This window comes from Microcystis aeruginosa NIES-2549 (assembly GCF_000981785.2).
Classification (GTDB): Bacteria; Cyanobacteriota; Cyanobacteriia; order Cyanobacteriales; family Microcystaceae; genus Microcystis; species Microcystis aeruginosa_C.
Window position 1 is genome coordinate 3734418 of record NZ_CP011304.1, and the last position, 12428, is coordinate 3746845.

Here is a 12428-nt window from a genome sequence, read left to right on the forward strand (position 1 = left end):
TGGGGTGTTAAGTAGTTGGTTATAATTAAATTAAAAATCGATTTTGCCTTTAATCCCCCCTTGATAAGGTAGGGTTGATTCATGAATCAACCCTACCCTTGATAAGGTGGGTGTCTGATAATTTTTAACGCCTACCTACTTAAGTACAATCAAGAAAAATTATCAAATTTACCAATCTTTATTTGCTCTTGCCATTGAGCAAATCTATTGTCATCATAGACTAAAATCTAGATGTAGCCGATGTCTAGATATCGATCGAGCCAGAATTGTTATGATAAATTCATGAAGTTTTATAACAGTATTTGCCCGTGAACAGGAACCAAATTGACTATCTCAGGATTAGTTTAATCGATCGCTGTAACTTTCGCTGTCAGTATTGTCTGCCTGAAGATGCAGAATTGGCATCTGTTCGAGCGCAAGATTTACTCACCCGGGAGGAAATTCTTACTTTAGTCAAAAATGTCTTTATTCCCCTCGGTTTCCGCAAATTTCGCCTTACTGGTGGGGAACCTCTCTTACATCCCGAAGTAGTGGAGATTGTGCGCGATATCGCCTCTTTATCTGCCACTAGCGATTTAGCCTTGACCACTAATGGCTATTTACTTGACAATTTAGCCGAAATGTTGTATGAAGCCGGACTAAGAAGGATTAATATCAGTTTAGACTCCCTCGACCCGGACACTTTTGATAAAATTATCGGTAATCGCGGCCGGAGTCGTTGGCAAAAAACTTGGGCAGGTATTCAAGCGGCCCAGAGAGTGGGTTTTGACCCCTTAAAATTGAATGTGGTGGTGATTCCGGGGATAAATGAGGCAGAAGTAGAAGATTTAGCGGCTTTGACCATCGATAAGCGTTGGCACGTCCGTTTTATCGAGTTTATGCCCATCGGTAACGGTGATTTATTTCAAGAAAAAGCTTGGATTGCGAGCGAGGAATTAAGGGGGCGAATTCGGGCAAAATGGGGCTTAAATGAGGGTCAAGTGCGGGGAAATGGTCCGGCCGATGTTTTTCAAATTCCGGGGGCTAAGGGTACAATTGGCTTTATTAGTCAGATGTCGGAGTGTTTTTGCGATCGCTGCAACCGCCTACGTCTCTCGGCCGATGGTTGGTTGCGTCCCTGTCTCCTCAACGAAACCGGACAAATTGACCTAAAAACTGCCCTCCGTCAGGGAATTTCGCCGGCAGAAATCAGGGAAAGAGTGCGGGAATTAATAGAACTGAAGGCAGAAATAAACTTTAAACTGCGTGATTCCGGCACATCAAGTGGCATTTATACCCGTACTATGTCCCAAATTGGCGGCTAAAAATCTACTGTCCGAATTCTATTCTAGCCTGTTCTACCATTTCCACGGTAACTCGATCGGAACCGGCATGACGAGCTAATTCTTCTATCCTTTGACGCGCTTGGGAACGAACAAAATAGGGAATATTTTTCAGTTTTGCTTTTGCTTCTGCAGTCCATTGTAGTTGATCGGAAAAATCTAGATCTTCCATAGATTTAACATATAGTAGTCCGTCTATTATACCAAAAAAGATTAGCTATTTTGAGATAATGAGTTTCCTGATAGCGACTCTTTTTGACCTTTCTCTTAATTTTAGGTTTCTGCTAGGTCGAAATTTACTCTTTGATATAAATCTTGAAAAGAAATCTGCCAATCTACCGACAGCAATTGTAAAACCGCATTTTCCCCCGTGACGAAATCAATTAACCATTGATCATCCTTTTGTTTATAGTAACGTTCCACACTATAACTAGATTGTTCGATCAGAATATATTCCTGAAAAGTTGGCAAGGAACGATAGAATTTAAACTTATCCCCTCGGTCATAAGCTTGGGTAGAATTAGAGAGAACTTCAACAATAATTAAAGGATTGATCACGTTAGATTGACTATTACCTTGATAGAGAGGTTTACCTTGAATCACCATCACATCAGGATAGGTGTAAATGCTATAATCTGACAGCCATAAACGCACCGTTTCCATGTAGGTATAATAATCTTGATTATTGATATTTAAGGGAAAATTACGGCAAAAATTTAGACAAATCTGATTGTGATTAGTGGTGGCTCCTACCATTGGGATAATTTCTCCTTGACGATATTCATTTTTATCTTCGGACGTTTCCTCTAGGGCGAGATATTCTTCGGGAGTATAATATTTAGTTTCAGTAGCGCTTAACATTTTTGACTCTCCTTCCTATTCTATTTTCTAGGATACAGCATTTCTCTAAAAAGAGACAAAGTTATCCTTGAGGAAGGTTATCAATTGAGTGGCTCGGATTATATTTTTTCCTTAATCTCCGGCAAAAAATGCTGAGAAATCCACAATTAAAAATCTAACTATCAAAATTGCTCACGCCAAGGGTTAAGATAAACTAGATAAATAGTTTTATGTTTAGTTTCTCCTATGTTTAACTGGTTCCGTCGTCAGAAAGTCCAACCCGAACAAGAACAAGCACCCCCCGCACCCGTAGAGGAAACCGCCAGCGAGGCAACCAGTCAGGAAGAGTATTTAGATTGGGCCAAAAAAGCCTTTAAAAATATTCAAGAGAAAAAAGCCACGGCCGAGGCCGTCGTGAGCGAAACCCCTGAAACATCTATTGCTGAAACAGAACCTCCGCAAGAGGAAGAACCAGTTAAAGAAGAAGAAACCGAGGATAATACCCCCGCATGGCTGAAAAAATCCGATCGCCTCGAAATTCTCAAAGAAACCGCCATCGAAACCCCCACAGAACCAGATGAGGATTTTATCTGGTCGGCCAAAGTTTTAGCCAATCAGGGACGACAAGCAGAGGACGTTTCCGAAGAAGAAATCACCTGGTTAAAAAAATTGCGTCAGGGTTTAGGCAAAACGCGTCGCAGCTTGGTCAATCAGCTTAAGGCCGTGGTCGGTCAGGGTCCCCTCAATCAAGATGCAGTGGAGGAAATCGAAGCTTTATTGCTTCAGGCCGATGTGGGGGTAGATGCCACCGATTATATTATCACTACCCTCCAAAATAAGCTAAAACAGGAAGCTCTGCCCCCCGAAAAAGCGATCGAATATCTCAAAGAAATTATCCGCGAGATTTTAGATGCACCTTTAGCCAATTATAGCAACCCCGGTTTTGAGCCAGAAAAAGGTAAATTAAATATCTGGATGCTCACAGGAGTTAACGGAGTCGGTAAAACGACGACTATCGGCAAATTAGCTCATTTATCTAAACAATCTGGCTATAGTTGTATAATCGCCGCTGCCGACACCTTTCGCGCTGCTGCCGTGGAACAGGTGAAAGTTTGGGGAGAGCGATCGCAAGTCGAAGTAATTGCCAACCCGGGCAAAAATACCGACCCAGCCGCCGTGGTGTACGATGGCATCGAAGCCGCTAAATCCAGGGAGGTAGAATTACTCTTAGTGGATACGGCGGGAAGATTGCAGAATAAAAAGAACTTAATGGCAGAATTAAGCAAAATTCGCCGCATTATCGACAAAAAAGCCGAGAGTGCCGTGGTGGAATCCCTTCTAGTTCTCGATGCCACTTTAGGACAAAACGGGCTGCGACAAGCAGAAGTTTTCTCGGAAGCTGCCCAATTAAGCGGCGTGATCCTGACTAAAATCGATGGTACAGCTAAAGGGGGTGTCGCCCTTGCCGTAGCGCGTCAGCTTAACCTCCCGATTCGCTTTGTCGGCGCCGGGGAAGGAATCGAGGATCTGCGGCCCTTTTCCAGTTACGAATTCGTGGAAGCTTTACTGAGTGGCGATTGATCTCACCCCGGCTATCTTTCATAATCTTTTCATGGTTGCTTCATAATTGTCTCATTTTTAGTTATGCTAGAACTGGAGACTCGGGGTAAAAACTATGCAAAGGACAATTACAGTTAGTCATCTAGGAGTATATTATCGCGGCGTGGAAGCCCTACGGGATATCACCCTGAAAATTCATCCAGGACGATTAACCGGTATTATCGGTCCCAACGGCGCGGGTAAAAGTACCCTGATCAAAGCCATGCTAGGATTAATTCGCGTACAACAGGGAAGCGTTAACTATCAAGGGCAATCTCTACAGCAACAACTGGATAAAGTCGCTTATGTTCCCCAAAGATCTCAAATCGACTGGACCTATCCCGTCACCGCTTGGGATGTGGTGATGATGGGGAGAGTCAGAAAAACGGGTTGGTTTCGTCCTTTTTCCCATATTAGTCGTCAACAGGCTTTAAATGCCCTAGAACGGGTGGAAATGGCTGATTTACGCCATCGTCCCCTCGGTCAGTTGTCGGGAGGACAACAGCAAAGAGTCTTTTTAGCCAGATCTTTGGCCCAAGAAGCGGAGATTTTCTGTTTTGATGAACCTTTCGTTGGGGTAGATCAAAAAACCGAGGGGATTCTTTTTAATATCTTTGGTGAGTTAGCCCAAGAAAATAAAATTGTCCTGGTGGTTAATCATGATTTAGGCGAATCTATCACCCATTTTACTGATTTAATCCTCTTAAATAAAGAATTGATCCTCGCCGATCAACGCTCCAAGGTCTTAACTGATTTTAATCTCCGGCGTGCCTACGGGGGTAAAGTCTCCTTCTACGATGCCATGACACTACCAGATCATCCCCGATCGAGTCTCGATTATCTCGATCGCTTCTCGAAAAACAATGCGATAAACTAGAAGCGAAGATATTTTGGCTGACTGCCGATAGGGACACCAATGACAACTATTTCCCCGCAAGAAGTAACAGGAACGATCGAACTGGCTCCTAACTATCGAATTCCCCTGTTTTTGGTAATTTTATCGCTGCCTTTACTCTTTTTGCAGGTCTGGCTCGGAATAATTTTCTCCCTGTTGGGGCTATTCTTGATGTTCCAGACTACCCGCATTCGTCTCCAGTTTACCCCCACTTCCTTAGATGTCTATCTGTCTGGGCAACAAATTCGCTCCTTTCCCTACCAAGAATGGCAAAATTGGCGGATTTTCTGGAATAAAGTCCCGATCCTATTTTATTTCAAAGAAATTAACAGCATTCATTTTTTGCCCATTATCTTTGACAGCGCAACCCTGAGACTGTGCCTCGAAAAATACTATCCTTTAGCAGCATCGCAAGCGATCGACTCAGAAGCGAACTAAGATTGAGATAAAATTAGATTTGGCTAATAGCTTCTTAATTGCCTGCCTTGGCCCTCTGTTCGCTCTGCATTTCTAAAGCCGATGAATTCAGAAGATTTTAATGTTTTACCCCTTGACAAAATGACAGACTTACCCAATGAATCTGTCGAAGAATTTAGTTTTGATGATCTCTGGAACGATCGCCAGGTAGAGAATCCCCTGCCATCGGAAACCGCCCCCGAAGGCGAATTAGTTCCCGCAGCGCAGGCGGAACCCCTACGAGCAGAAATCGAGGCTCTAGAACGGCAAAAACAGAGCCTAGCGGCAGAAATCTCGGCGTTAAAAGCGGAAAGAGAACGCTTGATCGCCGAGGAACTAGGGGATATCAAAGCTCAAATCGAAAGAATGCTCAAGGAAGGCGTAAAAGACCTAGAACAACGCAAACAGGCTTTAGAATTGGCGATCGAACAGTTAGAACGCCGTCGTGAGCGCATTCGGCAGGAAATGCGGAGTAATTTCGCCGGAGTCTCCCAGGATCTAGCCGTGCGGGTTCAGGGATTTAAAGACTATCTGGTGGGCAGTTTACAGGATTTGGCCGCGGCTGCCGAACAGTTGGAATTACCCCGTTTTGAAACCCCCGAAAAATCCCCCCGCTCCGTGGAACCTCCCCTGCGGACCGAACGGGAGGAAACCCCGCGTCCATCCCGTGGCAGTCAAGGCCGGGATTATCGCGAAGAAAGTCCCCGTCCCCCCCGTACCAGTAACCAGGGCCGGGATAATTGGCAAGAACCCCGTCGCTCTAACCGTTCGGGTTATGAATCGGAACCGGTGGGACAATCCACCCCTAGACAGGGCTTTTCTGACCAAAATCAGCGCATACAAACTCTTTTAGACCGTTATCGCAGTCGCCCTGACTATTACGGTCCGCCTTGGCAATTACGGCGCACTTTTGAACCAATTCACGCTGAACGGGTGCAACAGTGGTTCTTTAAACAGGGGGGCCGGGGTACGGTTCGCGGTATGGGCAGCCGTCTCCAGAATATTCTGGTGGCTTCGGCAATTATCTCGATTATGGCGGAATTACAGGGCGATCGCTTCCGTTCTCTCGTTCTGGCTAATAGTCCCGAACGTTTAGGCGAATGGCGACGCGGTCTCCAAGATTGTCTCGGCATTTCCCGCGCCGATTTTGGACCGGACCGCGGCATCGTTCTCTTTGAGTCTCCCGAAGCTTTAATTCAAAAAGCGGAACGTTTAATCGACGATAAGTATTCACCGCTCATTATCATCGATGATACCGAAGAACGGCTGAATTTCGCTCTTTTACAATTCCCCTACTGGTTAGCTTTTGCCCCTGAACCCCAACAAACTTCTAGTTATTGGTATTAACTAATTAGTCCTTGAGTATTGCGATACATTGGGCTAAAGAAGCGTTAGTTTTCACCGCTTGCGGGTTAATATGGGTGGCAGCGGCTCGATAACCTTGTTCTAAGAGAGCCGCAATTAAATCTTCCCTTTTGGGTAGATCTAATTTGCCCCTTCTCCCAATTTCCCGAAAGCTATAAAAATAGGGAGGAAAATCGTTTTCTTCCCTCATTATTTCTAACAATTTGACTACCTTTTTCCACTGCCATTGTTCGGCTAAATCTGCCATTTTTTCTAGATAAAAGCGATCGTGTAAACTGCCTAACCACAAGGGTCCGGTTAAGGTTAAAGGTTGCCCGTCCCCAGAACAAACTATCTTGCCTAACTTCGGCCAAGGCACTGATTGATATTCCCCGCAGCTATGACAATAACCGAGAAAACCGTAGTTATGACTATTTAATTGTCTATTAGCTGTTAACCGCACCATCACCCGATAACTTTGACCAAAAAAGAAGGAAAAAATCGGCGTAATTCCTAAACCTAACCGGGCCGATTCTAATTGCAAACCGGCGATAATTAATCTTAATCCCTGTTCGTGGGCAGCCGGATGATTGCGAGCAGATGCTCCATAATCAGCTAAACTATTTTCTAGATTATGACCCGTCAGCGTTCGTCCATCGGTATTAGTCAGATAAATTAAACCACCGATTTTAGTGGCTAAAGGAATAGCACTAAACAGAGATGCAGGGGAACCAAAAGCATCAATATCAACTAGATCATAATGGTCTTTTTCAAGATAACATTCTAGGAGAACTTCTTGAGCAGATTTATAGGTTATTTTCCCTTGTTTTTGTTGTAATAAACTCTCTAAATTAGCGGCTAAAGTTGGCTTAATTTCTGGATTCCCATCATTAACCCACAGCCAATCCGCACCACTTTCTAACCAATACCTGAGCGCTCGCACACCAGAGCCGCTCATTACCTCTAAAACCCGCAAACTTCCCCGCTCTTTTTGGGCAATTGCCGCCCCTAAAACTCCTAAATCTCGGACGATTTTACTCTCCGGTCGATAAAAAGTATTGTTGATATTAAATATCGCTTTTTCTTCCTGCATCGCTCATCTCATAATTAGCACTCGATCGCTACTTTTTTTCTTTCCACGATTCCCTAGGAGAGGAAAGGGTCAACCACTGCCAAAACCGATCAGACATCAAGATAGAGGATAAATCTAAAGATAGTGTGAAATTAGCAAAAATTGCCGATTTTTTTAGTATTATATCTCTGAAAAGCTGATATTTTCTCCGTGGGAAGGGCAAATTAAAGGTGAAAAAATAGTTAGGGACTTGCGTGGGAATAATATCCCAATCGATCGGAGGGCGCAAGCTTTGCGCCCCTACAGTAACGGATTTTGTCCACAATGTATGGGCGAACTGCGTTCGCCCAAAAGGTACATTATCAAAGCGCAGGTCCCTTATTTTTTACATCTTATAGCAGTTTAATCCGATTTGATGGGAGATAACCTGAAAGTAAAATGTTTCAACCTTAGATGCGGAGAGTTACCGCTAAAGTTTGATTGCTTAAAGAGTCAAGTGCCGATAGCGATTCCTGTGGGGTCGCTATTTTTTTCCTCCCCACCGACAAAATTGAGCAGCGCTCGTCGTCCCTGCTCACCTCGATCGAGTAAAGTAATCTCTAGATAATTTTCCGGCAAAAAAGTTAAACGTTCTGACCATTCGATCGCCACTATCCCTAAATCCACCTCGATTCCCTGCCAATAATTTTCTAGGTACAGCGCCTCGATATCTTGACCCTGCAAACGATACAAATCCAAATGATACAAAGGAAGGCGGCCTTCGCTATATTCGTTAACGAGGGTGAAGGTAGGACTAGCTATCGGCTCTTGAATGCCCAATCCTAAGCCAATTCCCTGTACTAAGGTAGTTTTTCCCGCTCCCAAATCGCCTTTTAATAAAATTACACTGCCGGGGGCCAGGGTTTGCCCCAGTTTTTTCCCTACATTGACAGTAGCTTCTCGATCAGGCAAGTCGATAATCATTTTTTCCCGTTAGGATGCCAATTAACCACTGATTCTAATATAGCGATCAGAGCGGGTTTCTGCTTTTTGGCTCTGGGAGACTCAATCTGGTCTTTATGATCGAGAAAAATAGAAGCAGTTAAACTCATCTCTTATCTCTTAGTCTTGCCTTTGGTCAAATAGTCGCCATCAAGACAGAGACAAGCGATCGGCGAAACCTTCCGGTAGATTAGACTAAATGGGAGTTGGTTAACTGCTTTTATAAAATTGATTGTTCCCTAACCATCAGCATTGTCTAGGGTCGAAGGGAATAAAACAACCGAAGTTTAGGACTTTAAGCCAGAAGTTAAGGGGAACAGTGAAATTATTATTTTTGAGTAATGGCCACGGTGAAGATGAGATCGCGATCCGGATTATTAAAAGACTGCAATCATCTCCCCACTGTCCGGATATTACTGCTTTACCCCTAGTGGGTAACGGTTATGCTTATACTCGTCTGGGGATTCCCCTTCTCGATCGAGGTCAAAAAATGCCCTCTGGGGGTTTTATAACTAGGGATGTCAAACAATTATGGCGAGATCTACGGGAGGGATTATTAGGATTAACCTCCCGTCAATACCGTCTGGTCAGAAATTGGGGCCAAGAAGGGGGAAAAATTGTCGCGGTGGGAGATATCTTACCCCTTGCCCTTGCTTGGTTGAGCGAGACAGATTATGCTTTTGTGGGAACGGCTAAATCAGAATACTATCTCCGGGATGAGCAGGGATGGTTAGATAGTAGCTCGATGATCGATCGCCTCTGGGGTTCCTACTATTATCCCTGGGAACGCTGGTTAATGGCTCATCCTCGCTGTCGGGGGGTTTTTCCCCGGGATAGTTTAACTAGCAAAATTTTACAACAGTGGTCAATTCCCGTTGTCGATGGGGGTAATCCGATGATGGATGACCTTTTACCCTCGATAACGGGCGATTTTCCCCAAGATTGCCTAAATATTCTGCTGCTACCCGGTTCGCGCTTTCCCGAATCTCTCCACAATTGGCAGAAAATTCTCGCAGCTGTGGCGGCCATGATTGGACGTTTTCCCGATTATAAGCTGGAATTTTTGGCAGCGATCGCTCCTTCTCTCCCCCCGGAATCTTTTACGGCTGCTTTAACTTCCCAGGGTTGGCGAGAACATAGCACAAATAAGTTTATTTGTCAAGAGGTATTTATAACTATTTCTCAAAGGGATTACGCCGAATATTTAGGCCGTTGCCATTTAGCGATCGCCATGGCGGGAACTGCCACGGAACAGTTCGTCGGTTTGGGTAAACCGGCGATCACAATTGCGGGATCTGGACCACAGTTTACTGCTCATTTTGCCAAACTGCAACAGCGTTTATTAGGCTGTTCAATTCTCTTGGGCGATAGTGCCGAGTCAGTGGCAGACAAGTTAGAATATTTATTACAAAATCCCCCAAAGTGGCAAGAAATCGCCTTTAATGGTCGTCAGAGAATGGGGGCAGCCGGGGCCTCCGATCGCATTGCCCAATGGTTACTAGGCAATTTTTGCCCTTAAACGAAAGTATCGGTCTGATTTTCGCCGCTAGTGGGCCCCTCAAAAATAGTTTCTAGGGCGATTTTTTGGGCGCTTGGTTGTTGTCCGTAGCTGAAAAGATAGGGAATGTCTCCGCTTTGTTGACGAAACCACTGGAAAACGTAGGGACTACCATAAACAATCAATGCTTGAATCTGTCCGGTTTTCAGCAAAGCTTGATAAATAGCTTTCGTTTCCTCCCCTAATCCGGCACTACCCCGAAAAGGATTACCACGGATAAATACTTGTAGGAGAGTCGTTTCTGGGGAGACGAGGGACTGATTAAAGGTGCTACGGTCGATTATTTGGGTTTGATAACCCCATTGTCGGGGAATTGTCACCGCCGGACAAGAGCGATCGAGAAAGTCACAGTTGAGCAAATCATCGATAATGATTAAATTGCGGCCTTGAGTGGCTTTAATGGGTAAATTACCGCTAACTGTTTGGGAATCTTTTAAAATATCCCTGACAATCTCTAGAGCCTGCGGTGCCGCTAAACTGCTTAAGGATTCTAAGGATGGCTGTCTTTGCCCCAATTTCTCTTTTGCTCGTTGAATACGTTGCCAAGAATCATTAATTCTCGCTTCGCTAATTGTACCCGCTTGCACGGCACTATACACCGCTTCGATCGCTTCGATCGGATCGGGTGGCATTAACAGTATATCGGCCCCCGCCTGTACCGCCCTCACTGCTAGGGCGGCAGCGCTGGCAATTTTGGTTACTCCTCCCATAATCAGGGCATCGGTGACGATTAAACCCTGAAAACCGAGATTTTGGCGCAGTTTTTCCCCGAGAATTTTCGAGGAAAGAGTGGCGGGAAATTCGGCATCCCAAGCGGGAATTAACAGATGGCCTGACATAATACTATCAACCCCTGACTCGATCGCTGCTTGAAAGGGCGGCAATTCGATCGCTTCTAGGCGATGATGATCGTGGTTGATGATGGGAAGATCAAGATGGGAGTCATTGCTGGTGTCACCGTGGCCGGGAAAATGTTTGGCCGTGGTCAAAACTGGATAGGAATCGGCCCCTAAAATAAAAGCTTGAGCTAGATTAGCGACGATTTCGGGAGTTTCAGCGAAGGAACGAATATTGATAACGGGATTGTCGGGATTATTGTTCACATCGACAATTGGGGCTAAAATCCAGTTAATCCCGATCGCTAGGGCTTCCTTAGCGGTAATTGCTCCCATTTCCCTAGCATATTCTGTGGCTTTTGTCAAGCTTTTTTCGGCTATTTTTCCTAAAGCCATCGGGGGGGGAAACCAAGTAGCGCCAGAAAACCTTTGGCCGACTCCCTCCTCGATATCGGCAGCAATGAGGAGAGGATTATCGCCGGACCAACTTTGTAATTGTTGGCTGCGGAGAGCGATTTCGGCGGCGCTGCCTCCTAAGAGAATTACCCCACCGAGGTGGAGGGTTTCTAACCAATGTTTCAGGGTGGCGTTGACGGGTTCCCAGACAGGATAGCGGATTTGTTGGTCAAAGAGATAGCCGGAAGCGCGGACTACTATCATCTGACCAATACGTTCTTTTAGGGATAAAATGCGATCGCTCACTATTCAGTTATCAGTTATCAGTTATCAGTTATCAGGTTTAAGTTTTAAGTTGCCAGTTTTGCCTAAATTTAGTTATCCTCTACTGATAACTGGTCACTGATAGCGGAATCGTCATCTTCTGGGGGTCGATCGCTTTTAATATGATCAAGAAGGTGTAACATTCGATCGCCGCGTTCGAGGGAAGAATCTTCTAGGAAGACCACTTCGGGGGTACGTCTCAGACGGATGCGTTGACCGAGTTCACGCCGGACGAATCCCGCGGCCGCTTTTAAACCGGCCATAGTTTCGGCCTTTGCATCTTTGTTGCCGTAGATAGACACAAAAATCCTAGCGTGTTGCAGGTCGTGGGAGAGATCCACATCGGTAACGCTCACCATACCGGCACCGACGCGATCATCTTTAATTTCCATTAATAACATTTGGCTGACCTCGCGCTTAATTAGCGAGGACACGCGAGATACTCGACGATCATTGGCCATAATTTTCGTCCCCTAAAAACAGCGAAACCTTTACCATTGTATCAAGCTAATCCGAGCATGGCTTTGAGGGTGAAATAAAGAAAGGCGAAAGTTCCCCCCAGAAAGCCCACAAGTGCGATCGCTGTGAGGGGATTTTTTAATAAAGGGGCCAACCAGCCGAAAAAGGCGAAGAAAATCCCTAAACTAAAGCTAATCAGATAGCGGGGGTAACGGCTCACGTTATCAAAAAAGTCGCCCATAAATTTTATTTATTATCTTTGTCCGTAAGTAATTATAGCAGTAAGCTTCGATGCTGCCACCCCGCCCGATTAACGGGACTTTAACAGAACCATAGACTTTTGTAC

14 protein-coding genes are annotated in these 12428 nt (G+C 45.1%); 6 read left to right on the plus strand and 8 right to left on the minus strand.

The genetic code is table 11. The annotated features are described in order from the left end of the window. The first annotated feature begins 308 nt into the window (after nt 1–308). Nucleotides 309–1304 carry a GTP 3',8-cyclase MoaA gene (moaA, locus tag myaer_RS18375; protein ID WP_004268857.1) on the plus strand — a complete coding sequence of 332 codons (996 nt, stop codon included), beginning with the start codon at nt 309–311 and terminating at the stop codon, nt 1302–1304. A gap of 4 nt (nt 1305–1308) precedes the next feature. Here the strand turns inward: moaA and myaer_RS18380 are convergent, their stop codons facing one another. Then, nucleotides 1309–1494, minus strand: coding sequence for a PCP reductase family protein (locus myaer_RS18380; protein ID WP_046663139.1), 186 nt, complete (start codon nt 1492–1494; stop codon nt 1309–1311). Between the two features lie 101 nt (nt 1495–1595). Beyond that, on the minus strand, nt 1596–2183 hold the full coding sequence (locus myaer_RS18385; protein ID WP_046663140.1) for a Uma2 family endonuclease: 588 nt from the start codon (nt 2181–2183) through the stop codon (nt 1596–1598). A gap of 225 nt (nt 2184–2408) precedes the next feature. Here myaer_RS18385 and ftsY point away from each other — a divergent pair, with 225 nt between their 5' ends. The 4 genes from ftsY (at nt 2409) to myaer_RS18405 (ending at nt 6459) form a co-directional block, all read left to right on the plus strand. Further along, on the plus strand, nt 2409–3743 hold the full coding sequence (ftsY, locus tag myaer_RS18390; RefSeq protein WP_046663141.1) for a signal recognition particle-docking protein FtsY: 1335 nt from the start codon (nt 2409–2411) through the stop codon (nt 3741–3743). A 94-nt stretch (nt 3744–3837) separates the two neighbouring features. After that, complete coding sequence (locus myaer_RS18395) at nt 3838–4638, plus strand: metal ABC transporter ATP-binding protein (protein WP_046663142.1); 801 nt, start codon at nt 3838–3840, stop codon at nt 4636–4638. A 39-nt stretch (nt 4639–4677) separates the two neighbouring features. Next, nucleotides 4678–5094: a DUF3119 family protein gene (locus myaer_RS18400; RefSeq protein WP_002751775.1), complete on the plus strand. Its 417-nt coding sequence runs from the start codon at nt 4678–4680 to the stop codon at nt 5092–5094. An 81-nt stretch (nt 5095–5175) separates the two neighbouring features. Next, the gene (locus myaer_RS18405; RefSeq protein ID WP_046663143.1) at nt 5176–6459 is read left to right on the plus strand and encodes a DUF3086 domain-containing protein; all 1284 of its coding nucleotides are present in this window, start codon (nt 5176–5178) and stop codon (nt 6457–6459) included. A 4-nt stretch (nt 6460–6463) separates the two neighbouring features. Here the strand turns inward: myaer_RS18405 and myaer_RS18410 are convergent, their stop codons facing one another. The 3 genes from myaer_RS18410 to myaer_RS22385 all read right to left on the minus strand — a co-directional run bounded on the left by myaer_RS18410 (nt 6464) and on the right by myaer_RS22385 (nt 8619). Continuing rightward, on the minus strand, nt 6464–7549 hold the full coding sequence (locus myaer_RS18410) for a tRNA (guanine-N1)-methyltransferase (protein ID WP_046663144.1): 1086 nt from the start codon (nt 7547–7549) through the stop codon (nt 6464–6466). A gap of 471 nt (nt 7550–8020) precedes the next feature. After that, nucleotides 8021–8491 (minus strand): tRNA (adenosine(37)-N6)-threonylcarbamoyltransferase complex ATPase subunit type 1 TsaE, encoded by a 471-nt coding sequence (gene tsaE / locus myaer_RS18415; RefSeq protein WP_046663145.1) that lies wholly within the window; start codon nt 8489–8491, stop codon nt 8021–8023. Further along, on the minus strand, nt 8488–8619 hold the full coding sequence (locus myaer_RS22385) for a hypothetical protein (protein ID WP_268807287.1): 132 nt from the start codon (nt 8617–8619) through the stop codon (nt 8488–8490). Before myaer_RS22385 ends, tsaE begins: the two co-directional genes overlap by 4 nt. Before the next feature lie 209 nt (nt 8620–8828). Here myaer_RS22385 and myaer_RS18420 point away from each other — a divergent pair, with 209 nt between their 5' ends. After that, nucleotides 8829–10028: a lipid-A-disaccharide synthase-related protein gene (locus myaer_RS18420; RefSeq protein ID WP_046663146.1), complete on the plus strand. Its 1200-nt coding sequence runs from the start codon at nt 8829–8831 to the stop codon at nt 10026–10028. Here the strand turns inward: myaer_RS18420 and myaer_RS18425 are convergent. The 3 genes from myaer_RS18425 to myaer_RS18435 all read right to left on the minus strand — a co-directional run bounded on the left by myaer_RS18425 (nt 10025) and on the right by myaer_RS18435 (nt 12323). Further along, the gene (locus myaer_RS18425; RefSeq protein ID WP_071846494.1) at nt 10025–11605 is read right to left on the minus strand and encodes a glycoside hydrolase family 3 N-terminal domain-containing protein; all 1581 of its coding nucleotides are present in this window, start codon (nt 11603–11605) and stop codon (nt 10025–10027) included. The two genes, myaer_RS18420 and myaer_RS18425, sit on opposite strands and share 4 nt — an antisense overlap. 68 nt (nt 11606–11673) lie before the next feature. Continuing rightward, on the minus strand, nt 11674–12084 hold the full coding sequence (rbfA, locus tag myaer_RS18430) for a 30S ribosome-binding factor RbfA (protein WP_046663147.1): 411 nt from the start codon (nt 12082–12084) through the stop codon (nt 11674–11676). Between the two features lie 41 nt (nt 12085–12125). After that, nucleotides 12126–12323, minus strand: coding sequence for a DUF751 family protein (locus tag myaer_RS18435; RefSeq protein WP_002737592.1), 198 nt, complete (start codon nt 12321–12323; stop codon nt 12126–12128). Nucleotides 12324–12428: the final 105 nt, after the last annotated feature.